General features: G+C 35.9%; 22 protein-coding genes. 1 reads left to right on the top strand and 21 read right to left on the bottom strand.

Annotated elements, in window-relative coordinates:
* Positions 1–10: 10 nt before the first annotated feature.
* Positions 11–1,216: a leucine-rich repeat domain-containing protein gene (locus BUC21_RS03210; protein ID WP_073399088.1), complete on the bottom strand. Its 1,206-nt coding sequence runs from the start codon at positions 1,214–1,216 to the stop codon at positions 11–13.
* A gap of 537 nt (positions 1,217–1,753) precedes the next feature.
* Positions 1,754–2,050 (bottom strand): DUF3874 domain-containing protein, encoded by a 297-nt coding sequence (locus tag BUC21_RS03205; RefSeq protein WP_073399086.1) that lies wholly within the window; start codon positions 2,048–2,050, stop codon positions 1,754–1,756.
* A 461-nt stretch (positions 2,051–2,511) separates the two neighbouring features.
* Here BUC21_RS03205 and BUC21_RS03200 point away from each other — a divergent pair, with 461 nt between their 5' ends.
* Positions 2,512–4,113 carry a restriction endonuclease gene (locus tag BUC21_RS03200; protein ID WP_073399083.1) on the top strand — a complete coding sequence of 534 codons (1,602 nt, stop codon included), beginning with the start codon at positions 2,512–2,514 and terminating at the stop codon, positions 4,111–4,113.
* Positions 4,114–4,536: 423 nt separating this feature from the next.
* Here BUC21_RS03200 and BUC21_RS03195 read toward each other — a convergent pair whose 3' ends face one another.
* From BUC21_RS03195 to BUC21_RS03105, 19 genes are all read right to left on the bottom strand, one after another.
* Positions 4,537–6,618, bottom strand: a complete 2,082-nt coding sequence (locus BUC21_RS03195; protein WP_073399081.1) for a BT4734/BF3469 family protein — start codon at positions 6,616–6,618, stop codon at positions 4,537–4,539.
* 21 nt (positions 6,619–6,639) lie between these two features.
* Positions 6,640–7,038, bottom strand: a complete 399-nt coding sequence (locus tag BUC21_RS03190) for an HU family DNA-binding protein (RefSeq protein ID WP_073399079.1) — start codon at positions 7,036–7,038, stop codon at positions 6,640–6,642.
* Positions 7,039–7,469: 431 nt separating this feature from the next.
* The gene (locus BUC21_RS03185; protein ID WP_073399077.1) at positions 7,470–7,859 is read right to left on the bottom strand and encodes a DUF2721 domain-containing protein; all 390 of its coding nucleotides are present in this window, start codon (positions 7,857–7,859) and stop codon (positions 7,470–7,472) included.
* Between the two features lie 109 nt (positions 7,860–7,968).
* The gene (locus tag BUC21_RS03180; protein ID WP_073399075.1) at positions 7,969–8,505 is read right to left on the bottom strand and encodes a hypothetical protein; all 537 of its coding nucleotides are present in this window, start codon (positions 8,503–8,505) and stop codon (positions 7,969–7,971) included.
* A gap of 45 nt (positions 8,506–8,550) precedes the next feature.
* Positions 8,551–9,003, bottom strand: a complete 453-nt coding sequence (locus BUC21_RS03175; protein WP_073399074.1) for a C-GCAxxG-C-C family protein — start codon at positions 9,001–9,003, stop codon at positions 8,551–8,553.
* Between the two features lie 155 nt (positions 9,004–9,158).
* Complete coding sequence (locus BUC21_RS03170) at positions 9,159–10,781, bottom strand: GH39 family glycosyl hydrolase (protein WP_073399209.1); 1,623 nt, start codon at positions 10,779–10,781, stop codon at positions 9,159–9,161.
* Between the two features lie 231 nt (positions 10,782–11,012).
* Entirely contained in the window at positions 11,013–11,978 is a 966-nt protein-coding gene (locus BUC21_RS03165) for a glycoside hydrolase family 43 protein (RefSeq protein WP_073399072.1), read from the bottom strand.
* Between the two features lie 6 nt (positions 11,979–11,984).
* Positions 11,985–13,112 carry an endo-1,4-beta-xylanase gene (locus tag BUC21_RS03160; RefSeq protein ID WP_073399069.1) on the bottom strand — a complete coding sequence of 376 codons (1,128 nt, stop codon included), beginning with the start codon at positions 13,110–13,112 and terminating at the stop codon, positions 11,985–11,987.
* A gap of 26 nt (positions 13,113–13,138) precedes the next feature.
* Positions 13,139–14,632, bottom strand: coding sequence for an MFS transporter (locus BUC21_RS03155; protein WP_073399067.1), 1,494 nt, complete (start codon positions 14,630–14,632; stop codon positions 13,139–13,141).
* A gap of 296 nt (positions 14,633–14,928) precedes the next feature.
* Positions 14,929–15,840 (bottom strand): AraC family transcriptional regulator, encoded by a 912-nt coding sequence (locus BUC21_RS03150; protein ID WP_175550464.1) that lies wholly within the window; start codon positions 15,838–15,840, stop codon positions 14,929–14,931.
* 76 nt (positions 15,841–15,916) lie between these two features.
* Positions 15,917–17,227 (bottom strand): TolC family protein, encoded by a 1,311-nt coding sequence (locus tag BUC21_RS03145; protein WP_073399063.1) that lies wholly within the window; start codon positions 17,225–17,227, stop codon positions 15,917–15,919.
* 12 nt (positions 17,228–17,239) lie between these two features.
* On the bottom strand, positions 17,240–18,838 hold the full coding sequence (locus BUC21_RS03140) for a DHA2 family efflux MFS transporter permease subunit (RefSeq protein ID WP_083547569.1): 1,599 nt from the start codon (positions 18,836–18,838) through the stop codon (positions 17,240–17,242).
* Positions 18,839–18,841: 3 nt separating this feature from the next.
* On the bottom strand, positions 18,842–19,849 hold the full coding sequence (locus tag BUC21_RS03135) for an HlyD family secretion protein (protein WP_073399062.1): 1,008 nt from the start codon (positions 19,847–19,849) through the stop codon (positions 18,842–18,844).
* Positions 19,850–19,873: 24 nt separating this feature from the next.
* Positions 19,874–20,494: a TetR/AcrR family transcriptional regulator gene (locus BUC21_RS03130; protein WP_073399061.1), complete on the bottom strand. Its 621-nt coding sequence runs from the start codon at positions 20,492–20,494 to the stop codon at positions 19,874–19,876.
* 269 nt (positions 20,495–20,763) lie between these two features.
* Entirely contained in the window at positions 20,764–21,204 is a 441-nt protein-coding gene (locus tag BUC21_RS03125) for a GNAT family N-acetyltransferase (RefSeq protein WP_073399060.1), read from the bottom strand.
* Positions 21,204–21,758, bottom strand: coding sequence for a GNAT family N-acetyltransferase (locus BUC21_RS03120; protein WP_073399059.1), 555 nt, complete (start codon positions 21,756–21,758; stop codon positions 21,204–21,206). Before BUC21_RS03120 ends, BUC21_RS03125 begins: the two co-directional genes overlap by 1 nt.
* A 15-nt stretch (positions 21,759–21,773) precedes the next feature.
* Positions 21,774–22,304: a CDP-alcohol phosphatidyltransferase family protein gene (locus tag BUC21_RS03115; protein ID WP_073399058.1), complete on the bottom strand. Its 531-nt coding sequence runs from the start codon at positions 22,302–22,304 to the stop codon at positions 21,774–21,776.
* A 4-nt stretch (positions 22,305–22,308) separates the two neighbouring features.
* Positions 22,309–22,764, bottom strand: a complete 456-nt coding sequence (locus tag BUC21_RS03110; protein ID WP_073399057.1) for a GNAT family N-acetyltransferase — start codon at positions 22,762–22,764, stop codon at positions 22,309–22,311.
* A gap of 27 nt (positions 22,765–22,791) precedes the next feature.
* The gene (locus BUC21_RS03105; RefSeq protein WP_073399056.1) at positions 22,792–24,024 is read right to left on the bottom strand and encodes an anaerobic sulfatase-maturation protein; all 1,233 of its coding nucleotides are present in this window, start codon (positions 24,022–24,024) and stop codon (positions 22,792–22,794) included.
* Positions 24,025–24,076 lie beyond the last annotated feature (52 nt).

The raw sequence follows: 24,076 nt of genomic DNA, 5'->3' as shown, positions 1-24,076 counted from the left end.
AAATTGAATACTAATAATTCGGTTTTGATCCTAATTTAGGTCGTTTTGTTTTAGGCTCATGATGAATTTCTCTACATAGTTCATCAAATTTATCCTCAAACTTTGTATCATCATCCATAAAAATAGCAATCCTTGATTTTAATGCTATAGGGGAAGATTCATCTATTTCCCCTGATCTCAAGACTGGAATAAATTTATTTTCATCTTGACTATCAAATATTTCGCTAGTTATTATTGAATATTCATATCCTACTCCTCCATCTCGTTTATCTGCTTTCAATTTATAATTTGGTGTTAATATAACAATAACTCTTTGAGATTTAAAAATGATATTCTCCATATAATGATTTTTGTCCATTCCAGGCTTAAGATCAAATTGGTCCAAATAAACAAATATACCTTTTTCAGTCAATTCATTAGCCAAATTCAATACCCATTCCTTATGTTTCTCATCATCCCAAGAATATGAGATACCAACATTTGGAGTATTAGTCGTTGTTATATCTGTTTTAGAGTTTAGCTCAGGTCTATTACTTGCAATCGGAATATCAAGTTTCTTTTCATTTATGCTGTCTATTGTTTTTCTAAATTCAGCATCTTCTAATGTTTCAAACACATCATAAGAATTACCTTTTTTTATTGCCAATTTCATATATTCTAATGAACAGTCTGAAGCTATCTCACTAGTGTAGACATGTATATGTCTCAAATTTGGTACACAAGGTTTGCTTATTTGAAATTTTTTAATTGGATTATCACTAATCCATAGATGTCTCAAATTAAAATCACCCTGCTTAAGCACAAAGCTAGTCAGTTTGTTATAACTGATATTTAATTTTTCCAACTCTGATATAGCTTTCACATCAATATTTGATATAAGATTATTTTGTACTAAAAGGTTCTTTATATTTGATTCTTTTATTTGATGTGGTATTTTATTCAAACTATTATATGATATATTTAGCGTTTCTAACGCTGGCAATTTAAATACATTTGCATAGAGTTGACTAATTTTATTGTGCGATAAATCCAAAACCTTCAACTTCCGCAAAGATACTATTTGAGGAGGTATATTATTAATCAAATTATTACTTAGAATCAACTTTCTCAGATTAATACATTGAAATATTTCTTGCGGAACTTCTGTTAGATTTCTATTCGATAGATCTAATTTTGTTATTTGTTTATAAGTTTTTCCTTTTACTTCAATTTTCATATCTAATTTATTATTACTTTTGCATAAACTCGGACTATGGAGGGTAGCGAGTATAAATAAAAAGATTTAAAGGGGGAAAAATTCCAACTTTATTAAGAAATTTCGGGGGTATTACGGGTTGAAAAACAAACCGAATAATAAAACCGAAAGTTCTAATCTTAAGCTACGGCAACCTCTCTAAAATTTAGGCATCTGTTCTTTCTTATTGTATATACAATATAGTAAAAAGATGCCTTACATCAAAATAAAGCCACTCAAAAAGGGTGGCTTTTATTTTGGTATACAAACTTACATAAAAAAAACTATTATGTAACAAAAAACAAACTTTTAATACACCATATCTTATTAATCTTAAACAAATCCAATATTACAAAATATTCAACTACTTTAAAAACAATAGCGCTAGTATCAAAAAACACAAAATCAATCTAGCAGTCTAGCACCACCTACATAACTACCTATAAATAAACAAAATATTACCGCTAGACTTCCAAAAAGAAGTCTAGCGGTAATCTAGCAGTCTAGCACTTGGTTCGCTTATTTAATCTCTACTACGCGGTACACTAATCCACGGTGTGCAAAGCGATTGACGAATTTATTCTTTAGAGTTCGTCCAAAAAATTTTGCGACGTTGCTGGTATATTTAAATCCGGGATCTCGCTGCTGTATTCGTTTCAGTAACTCTCCACAAGTCAGTTCCTCGGCAGGTTCATTGCCAACAGGGGAACGGAAATAGATATCGAAAACTTCCTCTTCCGGCATCACTTGCTGAAAGCGGCGATTGCTTGAAGATATCCTACAACGGTTACCAAGTAGCACAACAAAAGTGATCATAGCTCATCGATTAATTCAATCGCAAACGCTGATGAGATTTATTTTGCAAATTCGGGAACTGTAGTTAAAGCCGGTTCGCCGCAGAATGCTATCTATCTGCTTCATTGGAAGATAGAAAGCTAGGCAGATATACCAATCAGTCCTTTAAAGTCAAGTTTCCGTAAATATCTAACATACAAAAAATAATCTTGTCTTTACCTCAAGGAAGGACTAGAGAATTTACTAATGTTGATAATTTTATTAATATGATATACTTGAATGCAGGCACGTTAAAATCGATCAATTTAACTATATTTAATAACTTTAAATAAAGTGCTATCCAGTAAACATATGTATATTTACCAATACATTTTACTTTTATTGTGTGATATCAGTAAAGTAAAACTAAAGGGTGAATTCTATACTAGAAAGCAGCTCTATTCTTAGAAAATTGTTTTAACCAGACACCAATAAAAAAATATATGGGTAGAAGTGGGCTTGAAAGATTTATAGTTGCTGCTGTAAGGGCGAGTGCCAAAGCTGCTAGAGATTCAAAACGTGAAGAAGAAAGAAGATTCGCTGCTAATCAACGTTATTTCAAAAGTCTTGAAAAACTTCAAAGATTGCAAGAGAAAGAAGCTAAGCAAAAATATATTGATAAGAGAGCTTATAAAGCAATTGAATTAACAAAAGATTCTAATGATTTATTTACATATTTATTGTGTGGGATTTTACCTGAAACTCTTAAACAAAATCATAGTATCAATTTTGAGACATTAAAGCCCAAATATGAGTTCCCTCATTTCAAACTTCCAAAGAACCTAGAAAGCGTTCCTCAAAAACCGAAAGAAGATAAATACATATTAGATGTTGGGAAACAACCTTTCTGGGGGAAATTATTTCCTTCAATTAAAGAAAAATGGCTCATTAAAGTCGAAAATGCAAAAAAAACATTTCAACAAGACTTAAAAGATTGGCAATATGAAACTGAAAATAATGAAGCCAATATTATAAAATACACAAAGGACTATGAAGAAAGAAAAGTTCAATATGAGATAGAATATAGCAAACAATGTATTGATGTCGACGAAGCTAAAGCTTTATATTTTGCTTTAAATCCAAATGAAGTCGTTTCATATGTAAGTATGGTTTTAGAACATTCTGAGTACTTTATCGAATGGGAGAGAAATTTCAGGATAGCATATTCTCCTGATTCTAAAGAAATATTAGTTGAATTTCAATTACCCAATTTTGATATAATCCCAATGATTGGTGAATATAAATATGTAAAAAGTAATGATTTTATAATTGAAAAACAAAGAAAAAGTACAGAGATTGATATTTGTTACAAAGCATTGATATCAAGTATTTCTTTGAGAACAATTTACGAAGTAATAAAATCAGATCAAGCAAATGCAGTCACTTCTATTTGTTTTAATGGTTATATAATAGCAAGAGATTTAAGCAATGGGAATAATGTTAAACCCACAATAATTAGCGTCTCAACCTCAAAGTCAAAATTTGAGACAATATGTTTAGACAAAATAGACCCTATTAGCTGCATTCGGGGATTATCAGCAATTGTTTCATCAAATCCCAGAGAATTAATCGCGGTTAAACCTATACGAGAATTTGCTATGGTTGATAAAAGATTTGTGATAGAAGAGGATGTTGTTTCAACATTAGATAGTCGTCCAAATCTTATGGATTTAAACCCGTTTGAATTTGAAAATTTAGTTAGTAATCTATTCTCAAGAATGGGACTTGATACAAAACAAACAAGGTCTTCAAAAGATGGAGGCGTTGATGCTATAGCATTTGATTCCAGGCCAATACTTGGTGGTAAAATAGTAATTCAAGCTAAAAGATATAAAAATACTGTTGGCGTTTCTGCGGCTAGAGATTTGTATGGTACAATGATTAATGAAGGTGCAAGTAAAGGAATTCTTGTCACAACAAGTTCTTATGGACCAGATACTTTTGAATTTTCTAAAGATAAACCAATAGAATTAATTGATGGTGGTGGTTTGTTGTATCTTCTTAATCAAGTCGGTGTAAAAGCGAAAATAGTTTTGCCCGAATAAAAAATCTATCCTAGATTTTTATATTATTAACGCCCAGTAAATTTAATTGTTATGGCGCAAGAATAGAGCTGAGTTTTTGCACATTCAGCCCTTTTGATTTACTTTGTTTTTTCACCACAAAATATAAGCTTGTGTTATTATTAAATTTATGACACATTATTTTAGAGAGTATTAAGTAACTATTATACTTAATTTGTACTAAAACATAAGGTTAAATCATATTTTTTTGTTCCAAAGCATAAGCATAGCAGCCTAACTTCGTTCCAAAACATAAGCTAATTCTCTCACAAAAATTTAAAATCCCAAAATTGATCTAGCAATCTAGCACCACCCACATAACTCACTATAAATAAACAAAATAACACCGCTAGATCAATTAAATTTGATCTAGCGGTGATCTAGCAATCTAGCGCTTTGGTTTGCTTATTTAATCTCTACTACCTGGTACACCACTCCACGGTGTGCAAGGCGATTGTCGAATTTATTCTTCAGTGTTCGTCCAAAAACCTTAGCAGCGGTGTTAGTATATTTAAATCCGGGATCTCGTTGCTGCATGCGTTTCAGCATCTCTCCGCAAGTCAGCTCCTCGGCTGGTTCATCGCCTACCGGAGAACGGAAATAGATATCGGCAACTTCTTCTTCGGGCATCACTTGCTGAAAGCGGCGATTGCTTTTGGTGATATACGCCTCTTCTTCGTGAGTAAACCAGTAGCGTTCATCATTGCGAAGAGCCTCAACGGCTTGGGCGTAGAGTTGTTTGTAGTCAATGGGCGATTTATAATCAACCACTCCCAATATAGCTATACAGATGTAACGACGGCTTCCGGTTGGGTCGTTCAGCAAGTCGAAGCTATTGCTTGTGGCTATAAATGTAGCATACCTGCGCATCTGTTGGGTTACACTGGCGTGGGGCAAACGGGCCTGAACGACTGCTTTTTGCAGAATATGCTTCACAAATCCCTGATAAGAAGGACTGATGGAATCGTACTCGTCCATGTTTATCAGTGCGAAGCGGGTTAATGCTAGCTGAACATCTCCACGCTTACTGAAGTCTAAGCCATCTGTGTAATATTCTCGCAGTTCGGGTGGCAAAAGGTTCATGCAATAAGTGGATTTTCCGGAACCTTGATCGCCCACCAGCAACGGCAATGTGCTGTTAGCATGGTTGCGGTCAAGTTGTTGCCAATGAGCCACCATTGAGAGAAACCAAATGTAGAACAGGTCTCTCCATCGAGGGTTATCACACGGCACACGGTCGGCCAGTTCACGAATGCGATCTTTTCCGTCCCATTTTCCCACATTGAGAAGATAATCTTCAATAGGATCATAAGAGGGCACACGGTTTGATTCCACATAACGCTTGATGTCAACATCCCATGACGGAAGTCCTTCTGCCAATGCATCGAGACAGATCGTGTTGAGCGCCTGTTTATTGACAGGACGGAAATCAAAGTAGAAAGATTTCAGTTCCCTGTATTCCACCATGCCTTTTATCGTATTTCGCCTTAGCTGATATCGGCGTTTCATAAACTCCTCCATCTGTGCCACCAAGGTCATGGAGGAAGAGATGCAAGGCTTACCGCCAAACTTATTTGAGATGGTATAAATGTTACGGAAGTTTGTCCGCACCTCCAGTTCGTACTTATTCAGGTTATAATACATCAATGTCCACTTTATCGCATCTTCTTCCGGAATACCCGAACGGTAACAGTTTTCCGCCAATTTAATAAGAAACGGAAGTACCTCACCACTCTCCCATTCCACCTTGCCCACGGTGTTCAATGCATCCCACATAGAGGTACTAAACAGCGTAGAGATAATGTGACTCCGTTCGTATCCTGGCAACAGGCGTTGCAAAGGATCACTCATTTGCTGCCGTTCCTCGTCAAACGTTGGTTCAGCAGGCATACTTACCGGTTGCTCTATACGGATAGGCACGGCATCCGGATTATTATACAATGAAGGATCAAAGCTCATGCGACATCCATGTTCCAGCACCGGTTCTTTTAGTTCTATTTCGCGTTTCAGCTGAGGTTGATACCATTTTACCGCCTCGCGATAAGCCTGTGCATGAAACATCTCGGCCTGTTTGCGGTTCTGAGGCAATGTACTGTCCGGCAATGTAAAAGGAACTACGATCTTTACACTCTTATCGCTAGAGCCGATAAAAGCAAGTAAGGTTTGCGGCAATTGAGATGCTCTTTCGCGTATTTGTGCTGCCTCATTCGCGTTAGCCAAGTTATTTACCTCTATGGTTACGCAACCATTGTAGGATGACAAAATCTGCTGACTGCCATCCTTACGGAAGACTCCTCCAAAGACCAGTCGGGGAAGTTTCTTCACCTCCGGAAAATTTTGGCCAGCCATTGCGTACTGAAGTACATTTCTTAGATTAGATACCGGTCTGCTGCTCACTTCGGTTCTCATCGCGTCTACAGCAGTTTCAAATTCAAGGATACGTTGTGTTTGTGTTTTACCGTCGTTACGGTATTGCGTTATTTTCATAAAGTTAGTTAGGGTTATTAATTACTTCTTTGTCGTTTCTCTGTAAGTGCGCTGATACTTTATCTCGGGCAATATACTGCGCATTTCTTTGTCTGCTTTGAAGCAAACACGCTGCGCCGTTACTTTTGACGGTGTACACTCATCGGGCGTTTCAAAACCTTCGCTACCTGCTGATATGGAAAACATGCCGATATTTTTCAGATGAACCGTATTTCCTTTCATCAGGTATGTTTGCATCACATCTCCCAATGCTATAACTGCTGCATGCACATCCGATTCATGGAGCGAACAACGCCCGCTGATATCCTTTGCCAGCTCATCTATACTTATTTGCCCGGAACTAACCGGAACGCCATGATAGCGTACTTTCTCTTCTTCTTTACTCTTATCTACTTTTTGACGAACAACATATAAAGACATACTTATTTGTTTAATTAATTTATAATCAGGTTATTTTTCGCACACCCGGGTGTATCCGCCTCTTACACCCGGGTGTAAAAACAAACTCCACCCGGGTGTACAGGCGATATACACCCGGATGGAGAGTTATTTTTATTTCTACAAATATAACAAATAATTATGTTAAATCCAAATATTCAGAAGGGTATATACAAGCTTTCAATGAGTTATTTTGTAATAAAAGAAGATTATAAGAGCAACCATAAGAGCAGGTGCTAGATCGCTAGATCACTGCTAGATCAAATTTAATTGATCTAGCACCTCTATTCTGCTTATTTATAACAAGTTAAGTGGTAAGTGCTAGATTGCTAGATCAATTTTGCATTTTTAATTTTTATGAGAGAGAGTTTTTATAAATGCATTGGTTATTTATTAGATAGATATTGGGAAATTTATTCTCCCATATCGTTCAAATGTAATTCTAATGCTTTGACAGAGATGTAAATCTCATATATAGATATAGTGAGCGAAATAATCAGCAGCAACAGTGCCAGACCGAAGATGTAGACTGATACAAGTTGTAATTCGATATATACAAAGAACATACTAATAACGCAAAGCAGCAAGCTACTGATGCCCGTAAACTGCATGGCACGCGTCAGGTAAAGTCTCTTCTTCAGGTTAGCAATCTGTGCTGCCTTTACCGAGGAGGGATTTGCTACATATTGCTCTTTTAAAGTACGCACCAGTTGGGCATACGATAAAAATCGGTTAGTATACGCCAGCATTATCAATGATATAGCCGAGAACAATAAAGCCGGAGTGGTTAAATCTATTTCCATAATTATTCTGTTATTAAGTTACGCGAGTTCGATATAACAACACTATCTTAATTCATCTTTTATGATGATAGTTTGATACTTCAAAGTTACTGTTTTTTTAATACGACCTTTACCGTTGGGAAGAGTTTATTTTCTTAAGCACATTCCGAATACAGTTTTTTACTCCGGTAGAAAAATATTCCGTTTCGGCATTTTCCAGATAGAGTCTAATTTCACTGAGCAGTTCCGGCTCTTTAAGGGCTATTTTGTATGCCAGCTTTATACAAAGGGCCTGAATTGCTATTGCTTCATCCGGCGAAAGCATTTTCTCCAGACAGAAATTATAAAGTTCTACGGGGAACTCAGCAGGTACAGGAAGATTATACAGAATTGAAAGCAGCAGTCGTTTGGTTCCGCTATGTTTCATGGAGAGAGTAAGGCAAACTATCTCATCGTATTTAGGAATAAACCATTCCGGAGTTAATTCGCTAAGCTTTTCGCAAGCCCATGCCGCCCGCCAGGATAGCTTTGTTTCTTTGTTTGTAACCAGGCTGTAAAGAGGCTCAAAATCTTCCGGATAAAATAGAACGGATTCAACAATAGCATCTACAAAATTCCGTGATAGTGTAGAAGATAGTTTCATCTCAAAATCGGTTATTCTTTCCATAATACCATTAACTAGCTTTTTATAGCATCACTCCATTTAGAGGTTTTATTTACGAAGCAATATTTTCTCACCAATTAATACTGCACTACGAACGTATTCAGCACAATGTGTTCTGAAAATATTCAGTTCACGAACTTTGGCATATCCTTCAGGAGTACTCATATCAATTCCATCAAGCAAATCCTTGCAACAAATAGAACCATGCTTTTTCCTAAACTCTGAAATAAAATGGGTGGTCAAGTCATAAGTATATGATTTTTGCTCAGTGCTATCATTTTCATCCATACCATACTTCAAACCAATAGCCATCAATGCTCCGGTTACAGCTCCACACATCTCCTGGCGAAAAGCAACTCCCGATCCAAAAGGGGTTGCAATTCTAAAACAATCACTTTTGCTAATATTCAGTTCTGTAGAGAATACTGATAAAACTGACTGCGCACAGTTAAACTTTTTATTAAAAGTTTCTACAGCTTCTACAGATCTTTCTTTTTCCATATTAATATTTTGCGTAAAAGTAGTAAACTTTTGTATTCATAATTAAAACAAACGTGTAAATAATAAAAAATAAAAGTCAGGAAGTAAATTATATTCTTCCTGACTTCATTAACTGATATATCTATTACTTATAAATTTTAAGCTATTTAGTAATTTTACAATCTAACCAACTTCATTAAATAGACATCATTTTCTCGAATATCGAGTTCCTTGGAAAATGCAGCCCCCTTACTTACCGTTACTTTCTCGGAAGAAACAGGTGAGCCGTCATTAAGCTTCTTTATCTGTTCAACCTGCTGTTTTGTAAGCTGATTTGGTTTACCCATATCCAGATAAGTTGTATAAGCATCACTTGACCGGTAACCTACTTTGTATATTTCAAGTGTATAATCACCATCGGGAACATTGGAAACATTAATCTTCACTTTTCCTTTGGCTTTAGCAGGTAAATCCCTAACATAATATACCTGATTATTTACAGAATCGCCCGGATGCGTATTGGTGAAATCCCATAAAAGAACCTGAACATTACCTTTTGAATCTTTGCATGCCCATGAAGATGAATCGTTATTGATTAACTCTGTTTCTCCTAATTGATTAATGAATTTGAAGGAATAGAAAGCCGGTTTATTGATACCCTGAGTATTTAAAAGTCCAAATCCGCCATGGAAAGGTGTGAAACGTGGACCGGCTTCTTCAAAAATATCTGTAAATACCCAGTAAGACATTGAGTTGGCTGCAGCTCCTACCTTCTTAATTTTATCGAGTACATAAGAAGCCTCATGATAACTGTCGTGTATAGGGTCGGAAGGTGTGTAAGATGCACTCCATTCTGTATAATGTAATTCCAAACCAGGCATAGCAGAAGCTGATATTTGTTTGCGTGAATTCAACATATCACCGCTAACTGCCATTGGATCCTGACTAAGTACAGTGCCCGAATTGCCAAATTCGTCAAGATACCCTTGCTTTACTCCGTAAGTATGAGTGCTGATAAAATCCAGCGGAAGCGAATTCTTATTGCAGAAATCAATCATTTCAGGCACCCATGCAGCACCTGCTGTAGCCGGGCCTCCTACTCTATATTCTTTATTTACAGATTTAATAGCTTTTACAGCATATCTGTATAATTTAAAATATTCCTCTTGTGTTCCTGACCAAAATCCATCGAGGTTTGGTTCATTCCACACTTCGAAATACCATGTTTTAACTTCGTCGGCACCATAACGCTCTGTAAAATGAAGCGTAAGATTACGAATTAAATCTTCCCACTTATTATAATCCTTAGGAGGAGTAACATTTCCTCTCCACCAGAAAATAGTTTTAGAGCCACTGGCCAAAGCAGAAGGCATAAAGCCCAGTTCCACGAAAGGTTTTATTTTTATGCTCAGTAGATAATCGTATAAAGCATCGATGTACTGAAAGTTATATTCAGGGTTTCCTTTTTTATCTTCACGGTAAACACCCATATCGTCGGACAGCAAACCATGCATACGGATATATTTAAAATCGCACGCGTTCTTTACATAAGCCAGCTGTTGCTGCCAGTCGGCACGCAGACCCTCATTGGCACGGCCTGCTCCAATACATTCTAATGGAGTTTTGCATAGTGCGCCTTTTTCTTTTGAAAAATCGACTATAATTTCTCTCGTATTTAATTTGGCTATCTGTTTCTTTTTTGCAGGAGATGCTGAATATGAGTTTTGTAAAACAGATAAAAAGGGAATCAGTAATAAATACTTTAATAGATTTTGTTTTGCAGAATAGAATTTAGGCATAAGATTTTTGGGTTTAACATTTTTCATAGCACAAACATACATCAAATATCATAAACAAAGGTAACAAAATGTTTCAGATATGTAGTTATAATGTATTTGTACTAATGTATTAGTCAGAAAATCAAGCGCGGGCAATTTTATCTAACCAATAACACTAATTTAACCTCTATAAAACAAAAAAAACGATATCCTTGCCCGCGCATAAACTTAAGAAGACTCTAAATTCACAGTTTATTCATTCACAGTTTTTATTTTTCCATCCTGTGTATATTCTAATTCGCAAACTTTAAGGCTGCGAAGCCATGTTTTACCATTTGAAGGAACACAATCATGGTGGAATAAATACCATTTACCTTTGTATTCGGCTATTGCATGGTGAGTTGTCCATCCTACAACGGGTTGCAATATAACGCCTTGATAAACAAATGGCCCATAAGGATTATCGCCTATTGCATAACACAATAAATGTGTATCACCTGTAGAATAAGAGAAATAATATTTTCCGTTGTATTTATGCACCCATGAAGCTTCAAAAAATCTTCTGCTATTATCGCCTGCAGTCAATGGCTTACCGGTTTCATCCAGAATAACAACAGGTTTTGGCTCTTCTGCAAACTCAAGCATATCTTTGCTCAATTTCACAACACGTGAAGGAATGGCAGATTCGTTATCAGCAGGAAATGTTGCACATTCCAATGCTTTGTTATCACGGTAACGTTGAAGCTGACCGCCCCATAAACCACCAAAATACATATAATAATTTCCGTCACCATCATCTAATATGGCAGGATCAATGCTGTAACTTCCTTTTATTGGATCTGATTGAGGAATAAATGGACCTTCAGGACGATCGCTCACGGCAACACCAATGTGAAAAACATCATTCTTATCTTTTAGTGGAAAGTACATATAATATTTTCCATCTTTGTAAGCTACATCGCAATCCCAAAGCTGACGTCCGGCCCATGGAATATCTTCTACTTTCAGTACTACTCCATGATCTTTAATTTCTCCGTTCATCACATCATCTGTAGAAAATACATGGTAATCGCGCATATCAAAATGATCGCCATTATCATTTTCCGGAATCCCTGATTCCCAGTCATGAGATGGGTATATATACAATCTGTCGTTAAATACATGTACGGCAGGGTCTGCCATGTAATCATTCTCAACTAAATATCTTACATTTTTCATAGTTGTTTATTTTGAGCTATTTAAAATCTTATTAATAAATGGTTTCGGGTTATAATTACGGTCGAACAACAATGGGTAATCGGTTCTTCCTCTTACAGGGAAACCGTTTTTCCATGAATCGCCATCAGTAATTCCCCATGCAGTAACACGGGTTATAACATCGGAATACTTAATAAACAAATTAAAGAATTTCTCCATACGATTGTTCCATTCAATTGAAACTGAATCGGGAAGTCCGTTTGGATAAGGATTCATTTCTTTCTTATATGTAACCATATCCGCAACATTGGCACTCATATTTACAGTAGGTAAAGCACTCATATCCCACTCCGTAATCATGACCTTTGCACCTGTACTGCTAAAGCTTTTAATGCTTTCTTCGAACTCATCTAAAGCAGGATAGTCCATACCTACGTGCCCTTGCATACCAATTGCATCAATTCGGAGTCCTTTTTTCTTCATACTGTTTACCAGCTCCACAACCTTGTCACGCTTTCCTTTTGCATTCATACCGTAATCATTGTAATACAATTCTGCATTGGGATCGGCTTCGTGTGCATACTGAAAAGCCAGAGGAATATACTCTTCACCTAAAATCTCATAGAATTTGGTTTTGCGCCATGACCCATCTGATTCAATGGCTTCATTCACAACATCCCACCCTTTAATTCTGCCTTTATAGCGACTTACGATTGTGGAAATATGATTTTTCATGCGTTCCTTCAACACCTCCGGAGAAACATTGTTTCCATCTTTATCTACACAAAACCAAGGAGATAACTGAGAATGCCAAATAAGACAGTGACCAATGATTGCCATTTTATTTTCTTCTCCAAACTTAACAAATGCATCGGCAGCAGTAAAGTTATAGATATCTTCTGTTGGATGAATGACTTCTGATTTCATGCAATTCTCGGCAACAATAGAATTGAAATGTTTCTTAATTAGCTTTGTTGCATTGGGGTCCATGCCGGCAACTTGCCTTACGCTGACAGCTGCTCCTACTAGGAAATGTTTGCCAACTACATCTTTTAAACCAGGACCTGAATTTGAATCAGCCGGCTGATTAATTGCCTTACAGCTCATAGAAAGAACTGCAGTTAATAATAAGGGGGTCAAATATTTTAATTTCATAATAACAAAATTACAGATTATAAAGATTAATTTTCTGATTTACTTCTATACACTAGCAATTCGGCTTGCATTTTTTGATTATACTTCTTAGTGATTGGATAGAAATAAAGTGCTAATACACCTATAAAGAATGTTGCTGCCGGGATAAGACTTGATGAAAGAAGTATACCGTTTATCGCTGTATCACTTTGATTAACTCCAGCTCCTGATACATAACCAAATCCTGAAAGTAAGAAACCTAAAATAGCTCCACCAATACCAAGTCCGGCTTTTAAAGCGAAAACAACACCGGCAAAAACCAATCCGGTAGCGCGGCGGTGATTTACATATTCAGAATAATCGGCTACATCGGCTATCATTGCCCACAATAAAGGTACGGTTGGTGCATACGCCAAACTCTTTAAGAAGTTGAGTAAGAACATAAATTCTACATCTTTCTTTCCTGGGAAATAGAACATAGCTGTAAACAATGTAGTTAAAGCCAGACAAACAATAAAAACTTGTTTCTTTCCATAGCGGTTAGCCAAAAAGCCAGATAAGAAAATAACGCCAAAGAACTGCACTAATGCTCCAAGCATGTTAAATACACCAAAACCTACTTCATAAGCTTTATCTGGACCACTGACTATAAGTCCGAATGCATTAAGAACTGTGTGGAGAACACCATCAGAAGAAGTTGTTGCCACCAATCCTAGTTTACCAAGAAAAGCATAAAGAGCATTTGCATCAACATAATTTTCAAAATAGTAATTCATCGCACTTCCCCACATGGCCAAAGTTATGAAAATAAACAGAGTGAGAATAAACATTGCACGCCATGGAAGACTGGCCACAACATCTTTAAGATCTTGCCTTATATTTGTTTTTTGACTAGGTGGAGGGGTAATACGTTCACGGGCTGAAAGAAAGGCTATTATTAAAAAGATAAAACCAATAACAGCAAAAATACTGACGGTACAGAACCAACCATGACCTATATCTCCTCCTGCAGAGAATTTACGTACTAGTGGAAGTGTTAATCCCTGAACCACAAACTGTGCAATGGTTGCTGCTACAAAACGAATTGATGTAATGCTGGTACGTTCTTTAATATCACTGCTCATTACTCCTCCCAAAGAAGAATAAGGTGTATTATTAAATGAATAGATGGACATCAGCAGGGTATAAGAAATTGTTGCGTATAACGCCACTAAACCTTTGTCGTGAATACCCGGATTGGTAAAAGCAAGTATATAAAATACCATAAAAGGCAATGCTGTCCATAATACCCATGGACGGAATTTACCATAACGAGATTTTGTTCTGTCGGACAAGATTCCTACTGTTGGATCGACAAATGCATCGGCAATACGAGCAACCAGCATTACTGTTCCTGCAACAGCACCTTCAAGACCAAAAACATCCGTATAAAATTTGGTCTGATAAATCATCATCATTTGGAACACCAGATTGGCAGAACAATCTCCCAAACTGTAGCCGACTTTTTCGAGCATCGACACTTTTTGACTTTGTGTATTCATAAAAGCTATTCTATTTAAATTTCTAATTAAGGCTAAATCATTTTTTTCCTTTGTACAAATATACCTCACAATCCAACTTTGAATAACAAGATTATAAAACACACACTTTGCTACACATTACATTCTTTGCTATAATATTACAAATACTTTTCCCTACGTTACATTTCACGTTTTTCTCTCATAAAACATAAAAAAAGAGCCATTTAAAAGGAATTTTTCATAATAAAAAAAGGAATCAGTTTATAAAACCAATTCCTTTCCATGTTACTATAATTATGAGGTATCTCTGATAAAAACTAACAAAGGACTTCGCTTTGATAATCACTCGGAGAAATACCAACTTCTCTCTTAAAATATTTTCCAAAGAAACTTTGATTTGAAAAGTTCAGTATATAGGCTATCTCCTTTACACTATTCCCTGAGTTCTGAAGAAGATGTTTTGCATCGTGAATAACTGCATCTGTTATCCATTTATTTGCAGGCAATCCGGTTGCATTCTTAATCAGAAATGAGAGATGCTTTGGAGATACACAAAGTTTATCTGCATAAAACTTCAATTGTCTTTCTTCACGGGAATGTTGTTTTACCAAAACAAAAAAGTCTTTGCATATTTTATTCTTCCTACTAAGACCATCGGCTTTACAAAGTTTTTTTGCAATTGGATTGTTCTGAGCATAAGCATTAATAATTTCAATAAAGAATACTGCAACCAGATTCAGAAGTTTCTCTTTTCTGAAAAGATCATCACTATTAGACAATCCATCTTTTATAAGCGAAAATATCTGGTCGATTCTATTTAATGTATTTTCTATTGGATCTGATTCGCTGTTTATCATCAGTTTATCTTTGCTTACTGAGACCGGTATCTGAAGTAATTCAAAGAAGAGTGAAGAAAAGGTCATCATATAACCATCTATTTCCTGATCTTTCAAATTTAGATTCAACGTTTTTCCGGGAGGGATACATGCTATTGCTCCTCTTGATAAAGAATGAGGTCGACCATCAATCTTTATAGTAAGATCGCCTTTATAAACAACTATTATGGCAAATGTATCAGACATCTTATAACTTTTGTCCAGAGATACATTTTCCTGTAAATGATAAAGAGCAAACTCATTTAGATGCTTCCCGATAACAGGTAACTGAGATGAAAAGTCATCTATTACCAATGACTCATTTGTTGATTTACTTATCATATTACGTTTCATGCTTACATTTAAAAAATTAAAAGCCACTGCTTCTCTACGATTATTCATGCAGAGTGCAGCGGCCTGAATATATTATTTAATAAATATGCTTTCCTGCTGCAACCTTAAGTTTCAGAATACAAACAAGCTGGTCTAACTTTGCTTTAAGCAATTGCAAACGGCTTTCTGATACTGCTGTTTCTGAATCGAGCAAATCAAGATTGGTTATAACTCCGGTTTTATAGCTTACTTTTGCCAGATCAAAAGCCTGCATGGCATGAGTCAACTGAATATCAAACTGCTCTACTTTTTTCTTTACCGCAATAATCTGTGACTGAGCCTCAACCACTTCATTCGTTATTTTCCTTTTAGCAATCTCTGTTTCAAACTCAGAACTAATTAGGTTTGACTTTGAAATCTGAAGGTTGTTCTTTGTTCTTTTGGCATCGAAAAGAGGAACTTTCACTCCTACTCCCACTACATAATTTCCCTTCAACTTATTTAGATCAGGAGTATATCCATTCTTAAATCCGGCTGAGCCAAAAGCATTTATAACAGGGTTATTGGCTGACTTTATTACGCTATAATTCAAGTGTTCAAGTTCCGTTTTTTCTTTTGCCAGTTTCACCTCTTCTCTGTGCTCAATGGCATAATTCACAGATGATTCTTCTGCAGAAAGAGTTTCTGTGGAAAGTGAAGTGGTTACTCTGTGAGGAGTTTCTTCCGGAAGTCCCAATAGAGTATTCAGAACAGCTTGCTGAGTGCGGAATGAAGCTTCAAGATCATACTTCTGACTTTCAATAGTTGAAATTTTTACCTGCGTGGTAAGTATTTCGTATTTTGTAGCAGAACCTGTTTCACTTTTCTTCTGGACTGTTTTTAAATGATTCTGCAAATTAAGCAGTTCTTCATTCTTTATATCAATGGCATTCTGAATATAAACCAATGTGTAATAGTTATTGGTTACAAGCATTGAAAGGTTCTGCTTAATCTGATCAATAGATATTTTATTGATCTCTCTTTTCTTATTCTCAACGTCGACCGATTTGGATGTTTTTCCAAAATCGTAAATGGTTTGATTTACATTAATTCCTGCATTATAATTATCATACGGATTCAACTGAAACGTACCGAATTCAGGAAAAGTAACTTTAGTTACCGGACCAACACGGGAATATGTAGCATTTAAATCGACAGTTGGCAAATAAGCTGATTTAGCCAATTCTATTTTGGCTTTAGCACCATTGAGCACTTCTTCGGCTTCTTTCACTGAAGGATGGCTCTGGATTACTCTTGCCATAACATCCTGGAATGACAATGAATCCGCTTGTTGCTGAGCTGAAGCAGAAAAAGTACATCCTGCGAAAAGGCCCAGTAGAAATGTTATTTTATATATTTGATTAATCATAATCTGACTTTATTATACGTTGTGATTCTTTCTGCGTAATAAAAATACAGGAGCACTACCCAGAATGGTAATAACGGCTACCAGTAAAAAGTCGTCGTCAACTCCCTGAATATATGCCTGCTTAGCTATGTTTGACACCAGCAATGTCTGCCCTTGCTGAGCCGCCACAGCAGGAGAACTTCCAACTGTTCGTTGCGCATAGTTCTGAAGTCCGTTCTTAACCTGAACATAGGTAGGAGAATAAGGCTGGATAGCTTCACTATAGAGTTCGTTGTGATAAGTAACTCTGGTAGTTAGTACAGTGGTAAGTATTGCCACTCCAAGACTACCCCCGATCTGGCGGATTGTATTCGTTACCCCGGATGCCTGAGCCATTTTCTCACGTGGAATCTGCGACAAGGAAAGCGTACTTAGCGGAGTGAATATAATACCCAACGCAAATCCGCGTATGTACAATCCCATCATAATATATGGACGTTCAGTAAGGAACGAGAATGAAGAGTTCAGATAAAAACTGAACGCAAGCAAACCAACTCCTGTTATAATCATCCATTTCGAATTTATCTTATTTCCCAGAAAACCGGATATTGGAGACATTGTTCCCTGTATTATACCAACCGGAAGGAAAACGGCCCCAGCCTGCAAAGCTGTATATCCCAGTGAATTCTGAAGATAAAGTGGTAACAGGAATGTACTTCCAAACATACCGATACTAAACATTAGCATAATAAGCGAACAGATTCCGAAATTACGGTCGGACAATAATCGCAAATCAAGCAATGGTTCATCAACTGTAAATTCGGCAGTGATGAATACAACCATCATTATAAACGAGATTGCCAGACATACCAATATATACGGAGCACCCCATCCATCGGAATTAGTTGCAGCATTACCCTGAGAAAGAGCATAAAGAAGCAAAGGCAGAAATATCACTGCTGAAATGAATCCAACAAGATCGAACTTACGTACCTTCTTACTTTTATATTCGCTTTGTATAATTAGTGTTGCAGCCATTCCTATAATACCAATAGGCACATTTACATCAAAAATCAGCTGCCAACTGAAGTTATCTACAAGATATCCTCCGATTAGCGGACCAAATGATACTGATGCAGCAGCGGCGATAGCCCAGAATCCCAGCGCAAGTCCTCTTTGTTTGGGCGGAAATTCCCTGGATATAATTGCCATACCCAAAGGTTGTATCGCTCCGGCGCCAAATCCCTGAATTACACGGGAAATGATAAGCATATCTTCATTTCCGGACATTCCGCATAACAAAGACCCCAACGTAAATAGTACCAGGCCTAAAAAATACATGCGTTTGTATCCAAACTTATCAGCCATCCATCCTGAAGTTGGCAGCATTACTGCCATTGCAAGCATGTAGGCGGTAGATACCCACTCTATCTTATCAATTCCCACACCAAAAGATGTCATGATTTTGGGCAAAGCAACGTTTACGATGGTAGAGTCGAGCACAGCCATGAATGTACCAATCATAATATTGCCAAGCAACCACCATTTATATTCATCATGTTGTGGATGAAAAGCAGAGTTCCGATTTCTTACTTTCCTGCGAAATCGGTGTGCAAGTGTAATATCTCTCATTTATTAACCTTTGACAATCTTTACAACAACTGACATACCTGCCAACAGTTTGTATTTACTTAATGAGGTATTGTCTTCTGTACCATCAATGGAAATTTTTAAAGGAACTCTCTGAGTTACCTTAGTAAAGTTACCAGATGCATTATTGGGTGGAATAAGTGAGAACTGAGATGCAGTATTTGAACTTAACTGAATAATTCTTCCGGTAAATTTCACATCAGGATAAGCATCAATTTCTAATTTAGCTTTCTGATCCAAATGTAATCCGGCCATCTTTGTCTCTTCAAGATAAACTGTTACCCAAAGTTTCTTAGTATTTGTAACAGTAAGAATATTCTGTCCTGGTTGAGATACATCACCATCAAGCAACCATTTTTTAGCTACAACGCCATCTATAGGAGCATATAAATGAGTGTTATTCAGTTGTGTTGAAATAACCCCAATCTGTGCTCTTGTTGTTTCGATAGCAGCCTTAGAAGATCCGATTTGTGCTCTCGAAACAGATAACTGGCTTTTTGCAGCTTCAAGTTGTGCCTTAGCTGTTTCCCACGCTTTCTTTGAATGATCAAACTGTTCTTTTGTAATTACATCGCCCTTATACTGTTCTTTTGCACGAGCATAATCTTCCTGCGCCTTTGACAAACCAACCTGAAATACCTTGATGTTTTCCTGGTCGTAATTCAACTTTGCTTCAGACTGTAATTGTGCAGCTTCCGATTGAGCCAGATTAGCGATAGCCTGCATCTTCTGAGCATGAAGTTCTGTACTGTCAAGTTCTGCTAGTAATTCACCTTTCTTCACAGAATCGCCTTCTTCGAAATAAATGTGATTGATACGTCCCAGAATTTTAGAGCTGATAGCATAGTTATCCGAATCAATATGTGCATCATCTGTAGATACATATTTTGTATACTCACTATACCAATACCATCCACCACACAAAACAATTGCAATCACTACAATCAAAGGAATATACACTTTAATTCCTTTCTCCTTTTTACCTTTCTTCATACCTTAAAATACTACTTATTACCTTTATTTTTTTAATGACTTTATATACATTTCTACAAATAAATTGATCATCCGAAGCAATCTGTCATATTCATGTGCTTCCAGATAGAAAATATCTTTATTTCTGAGTGCCGACATGGATAATCCTTTCATACCATCAAGGAGTAACTCTGCATATTCGTTTATATTGCAGGCTTCAAATTGTCCTTTTGTTATGCCTACATTCAAAATATTGATGACCATTTCCTCTTCCTGAATTCTGAATTCGGTCCATAAGCCATGCATCATTGAATGTAATTCGTGAGCATAGTCATGACGTAGTCTGGTTAGATTAAGTAGCTTTCCCCAATATGAAACTCTGATATCAACATATTCCCTAATCATATCAGAAGCTTCAGTAAGCGTAGACATTTTTTCGCGGACTAAATCAACAAAGAAATCATGTTCTTTCTTAGCAACAGCAAGATATATATGTTCTTTGTCTGGAAAATAATAGTACAAAGATCCTTTGCACATATTCAGGTCTGAAGCTATTTCGTTCATAGTTGTTTTTTCAAAACCATATTGTCCAAAGCGTTTTTGAGCAACCTTTATAATCTGTTCCGTCTTACTCTGACTATCTCCACAACGTTTATTAATTACCATTATTCTTTATATGTTTTTTATCTTTATTCTATTTGACTTTTTTGTTTGATTGGTCAAATTTAGATAGTTTTTAATTTAGATGAGATATTTTTTCTAAAAAAAACTTATTGAAATATTAATTAACAATTTATCAGAAACAGTTAAATGCCTTGTTTTATGGAGAAGTATTAAGTATTTTGAATAAAAAAGCTCCGATTTGCATTGTTAATTTGTTTAACAATGCAAATCGGAGTAAATATCAAATACGAACTATGACAGCTAACGGTCAATTAAAAAATTAAATCGCAATTTCGTTCAACATCATCAATGGTTGCACCAAGTTTCTTATAAAATTCAATAGCAGGGTTATTCCAACCAGAAACCTGCCAACGTAATTTGTGGCAATCTTCTTTTCTGGCAAAATCAATCACAGAATTAATCAAAGAGCTACCTATGCCCTTTCCACGAAATGTATCTTTTACATATAGATCATCCATATAAAGTGATTTTCCAAACCAGGTATAATATGCGAAGAAATAGATCACGTATCCAACTATTTCTTTTGACTCAGTTTCAGCTACTAAACAATTTATAAATTCCTTTTCTTTCTGCATAAGCTCAAGCGTATTTTCTAATTTATCTGAGCAATTCTCGAATGCTGCAAAGTCTCTAATCATAGAGAAAATTACTGGATAGTCGTACTCTTGGGCTTTTCTAATTATAAATTCCATTAGCTGCAAATATCTTTTTTAATTAAACTATATACTTCAATATCTGTAAATTGGTTATCAACCAATAACTCGCCATCACGTTCTATACCTTCAAATTTAAATCCTAACCTTTTCGGAATATTTTTGCTTGGAGTGTTCCCTACAGCGCATTTAATCTGAACACGATTTATATTAAGCTCATCAAAAGCAAAGTGAAGCAAAGCTTTTACAGATTCAGTAATTATACCTTTTTTCTGGTAGTTTTCGGAGAGCCAATAACCAATTTCTGTTTTCCTATTCAGCTTATCTGTATCCTTAAAGCCTATTAATCCGGCAAAAGAATTATTGTAATGTATTACAAACAAGAATTCTCGTTCGTCATCAGGAACATTCATTGCAGATAAAATAAATGACTGACTATCTTTAAGTTCTTTAGTAAAATCAACAAACGGAAGCCACTTTCTTAAATAGTCTCTTTGACTGTTTATTGTATTAAAGATATCAGCTGCATCTTTCAATTCTATTTGCTTAAGAATAAGATTCTCTCCTATAGCTATTTTCTTTATCTTTTCCATAGATTTCCAAAACCTTTATTTTATAAATAAACTTTTTCTATTTTCATTTACTTCTTTTTCTTTTATCAAAATAAGTAACTCTTCCAAAGCCGTCAACAAAGCAATGTATAATAAAGCGGGAAGGAAAGAATTATTTTCCACCAACATAACAGTAGGAACTGCAACAAAAACCAGAAATCCAGTTAGTTTATTAGCTAAAGTATGCAGAAATATAATTTTACAAAACTTCATTTTCGAAACTATTATAGAAAGAAACTTAATAACCAATATAGCAACGAACAGTGCTGCATTTTCAGTAAATACCCACCTATAGTTAAGAAACAGAAGAAGTAGTAATACTATGTGAAAGAAAATGTCGGCTACTGAATCAATCCGCGCACCTAAAGCAGTAACCATCTTAAACTTTCTGGCAATATAACCATCGGCAACATCTGTTATTCCTGCTATGAAAAATAGAATTAGGAACAGTGTTACCGAATTCATTAAAAACAGCAATATTACTGAAAGAATGATTCGGGAGAATGATATGATATTGGGAATATTCATATTATTACAACGCTTTCTTCATACAAATACTGTTTGTATTGCCTATATACTGGCCAAAATTATCAGTTATTTCATACCCTTTCTTTTTATACAGATTAATTGCTTCATGTTGTTTACTGCCTGTTTCAAGTATAGAATAAAGGAAGCCTTTCTCCTTTGCCCAGCATTCCAGTTCTTTTAATATTAAAGAAGCTATACCTTTTCCTCTGCAATTATTCCAAACAAAAACTCTTTTCATTTCTACATTCTGGTCATCAGCTCTTTTAAAGCAACCACAACCAACAGGTGTATTCTCTTCATAAGCAACAACAACAGTCTCCAGAAATTCTATTTGATTGTACACATCATATTGCTTTTGCAAATTACCATATCTTTCATCAAGTTCTGCATCCAGAGACTTTATAAGATTCCGAAAATCAGCATTTGTACTGTCACACCTTTGAATTTCAAGATTTCGCATAATATCTGTATTTATAATTTAAGTTTCTCAGATTCCCGACTCTTTAATCCATTCCATTACATTTGCAGGTGGTCGTTCATTCATTAGTTCTTTTTTCATAAAATCCATATAAGGTGCTATATGCTTAAAGAACTTGTGATAGCCTTTACATAAATAATTTAAACCCGGCTCACCAGTTTCGGTAAAAGTAAAACGATTTTTGGGACACTCCCCATTGCAGGCAAACAAGAACTCACACTCTTTACACTGCGTAGGTAATGTTTTTGATTTTGCTTCACCAAACTTTGCCTGCTTATCGCTATACATCATTTCAACCAGAGTATTTGAATACAAGTTACCTAATTTGTATTCCGGAAACACAAAATGATCGCAGGAATAAACATCTCCGTTATATTCCATTACACCGGCATGACCACAATTCTTTGCCATTGAACAAACACCGGGTTGTTCACCAATCCAGTTGGCTAGAGTTGAATCGAAAAGCTGAATGTAATAATTGCCTACGTCTTTACGTACCCACTCATCGAAAATAGCACAAAGGAAATTACCCCATTGTTCTGGCGAAACACTAAAATCAGTCAGTTCAGCTTTTTCATTTTGGATAGGTGAAGATAAAGATAGTCCGTCGGCACGTTGTGAAATTCGTTCAACTATAGGAGTGAACTGAATATAATGACAATCAATCTCTTTAAAGAAATGATAAAAATCCAATGGATAATCAGCATTGAAATCATTTACAACAGCCATGGCATTATATTCTACACCATGCTTCTTCAATAATTCAATGCCTTTCATCACCTTTGCAAATGACGGTTGGCCTTGCCTGTTTTTGCGATACTCATCATGAAATTCCTGAGGTCCGTCAATTGATACTCCGACAAGAAAATTGTTTTCTTTGAAAAACCTGCACCATTCATCAGTAAGCAGTGTTCCATTCGTCTGAATACTGTTATCAATAGTTCTTCCTCTGGCATATTTTTTCTGCAATTCAACCGCTTTCTTATAAAAGCTTATCGGCCTCATCAATGGCTCTCCTCCATGCCAAGTAAACAAGGCCTGCGGCATTGTCTGAGAATTAATATATTCATCAATAAACTTCTCTAAAAGTTCTTCGCTCATTACATGATTCTTTGCCTCATTATAAAGTTTCGATTTTTCAAGATAATAACAGTAATCACAGGAGAGGTTGCAAACAGATCCTACGGATTTCACCATCACATAGAGTGGCCTCGCAAAAGGAGTTATATTTAAATTGCTCATAAAAATAGTTTCAGCTGGATAATAAGGCTACAATATTACAAAATATAAGTAG

The sequence above is a fragment of the Bacteroides luti genome, assembly GCF_900128905.1.
GTDB lineage: Bacteria > Bacteroidota > Bacteroidia > Bacteroidales > Bacteroidaceae > Bacteroides > Bacteroides luti.
This window is presented reverse-complemented; position numbering and strand designations above follow the sequence as displayed.

Excerpts from the sequence above, each read along its gene's own strand:
- BUC21_RS03210 (WP_073399088.1), bottom strand. The coding sequence starts at position 1,216 with ATGAAAATTGAAGTAAAAGGAAAAACTTATAAACAAATAACAAAATTA.
- BUC21_RS03205 (WP_073399086.1), bottom strand. The coding sequence starts at position 2,050 with ATGATCACTTTTGTTGTGCTACTTGGTAACCGTTGTAGGATATCTTCA.
- BUC21_RS03200 (WP_073399083.1), top strand. The coding sequence starts at position 2,512 with ATGGGTAGAAGTGGGCTTGAAAGATTTATAGTTGCTGCTGTAAGGGCG.
- BUC21_RS03195 (WP_073399081.1), bottom strand. The coding sequence starts at position 6,618 with ATGAAAATAACGCAATACCGTAACGACGGTAAAACACAAACACAACGT.
- BUC21_RS03190 (WP_073399079.1), bottom strand. The coding sequence starts at position 7,038 with ATGTCTTTATATGTTGTTCGTCAAAAAGTAGATAAGAGTAAAGAAGAA.
- BUC21_RS03185 (WP_073399077.1), bottom strand. The coding sequence starts at position 7,859 with ATGGAAATAGATTTAACCACTCCGGCTTTATTGTTCTCGGCTATATCA.
- BUC21_RS03180 (WP_073399075.1), bottom strand. The coding sequence starts at position 8,505 with ATGGAAAGAATAACCGATTTTGAGATGAAACTATCTTCTACACTATCA.
- BUC21_RS03175 (WP_073399074.1), bottom strand. The coding sequence starts at position 9,003 with ATGGAAAAAGAAAGATCTGTAGAAGCTGTAGAAACTTTTAATAAAAAG.
- BUC21_RS03170 (WP_073399209.1), bottom strand. The coding sequence starts at position 10,781 with ATGCCTAAATTCTATTCTGCAAAACAAAATCTATTAAAGTATTTATTA.
- BUC21_RS03165 (WP_073399072.1), bottom strand. The coding sequence starts at position 11,978 with ATGAAAAATGTAAGATATTTAGTTGAGAATGATTACATGGCAGACCCT.
- BUC21_RS03160 (WP_073399069.1), bottom strand. The coding sequence starts at position 13,112 with ATGAAATTAAAATATTTGACCCCCTTATTATTAACTGCAGTTCTTTCT.
- BUC21_RS03155 (WP_073399067.1), bottom strand. The coding sequence starts at position 14,632 with ATGAATACACAAAGTCAAAAAGTGTCGATGCTCGAAAAAGTCGGCTAC.
- BUC21_RS03150 (WP_175550464.1), bottom strand. The coding sequence starts at position 15,840 with ATGAAACGTAATATGATAAGTAAATCAACAAATGAGTCATTGGTAATA.
- BUC21_RS03145 (WP_073399063.1), bottom strand. The coding sequence starts at position 17,227 with ATGATTAATCAAATATATAAAATAACATTTCTACTGGGCCTTTTCGCA.
- BUC21_RS03140 (WP_083547569.1), bottom strand. The coding sequence starts at position 18,838 with ATGAGAGATATTACACTTGCACACCGATTTCGCAGGAAAGTAAGAAAT.
- BUC21_RS03135 (WP_073399062.1), bottom strand. The coding sequence starts at position 19,849 with ATGAAGAAAGGTAAAAAGGAGAAAGGAATTAAAGTGTATATTCCTTTG.
- BUC21_RS03130 (WP_073399061.1), bottom strand. The coding sequence starts at position 20,494 with ATGGTAATTAATAAACGTTGTGGAGATAGTCAGAGTAAGACGGAACAG.
- BUC21_RS03125 (WP_073399060.1), bottom strand. The coding sequence starts at position 21,204 with ATGGAATTTATAATTAGAAAAGCCCAAGAGTACGACTATCCAGTAATT.
- BUC21_RS03120 (WP_073399059.1), bottom strand. The coding sequence starts at position 21,758 with ATGGAAAAGATAAAGAAAATAGCTATAGGAGAGAATCTTATTCTTAAG.
- BUC21_RS03115 (WP_073399058.1), bottom strand. The coding sequence starts at position 22,304 with ATGAATATTCCCAATATCATATCATTCTCCCGAATCATTCTTTCAGTA.
- BUC21_RS03110 (WP_073399057.1), bottom strand. The coding sequence starts at position 22,764 with ATGCGAAATCTTGAAATTCAAAGGTGTGACAGTACAAATGCTGATTTT.
- BUC21_RS03105 (WP_073399056.1), bottom strand. The coding sequence starts at position 24,024 with ATGAGCAATTTAAATATAACTCCTTTTGCGAGGCCACTCTATGTGATG.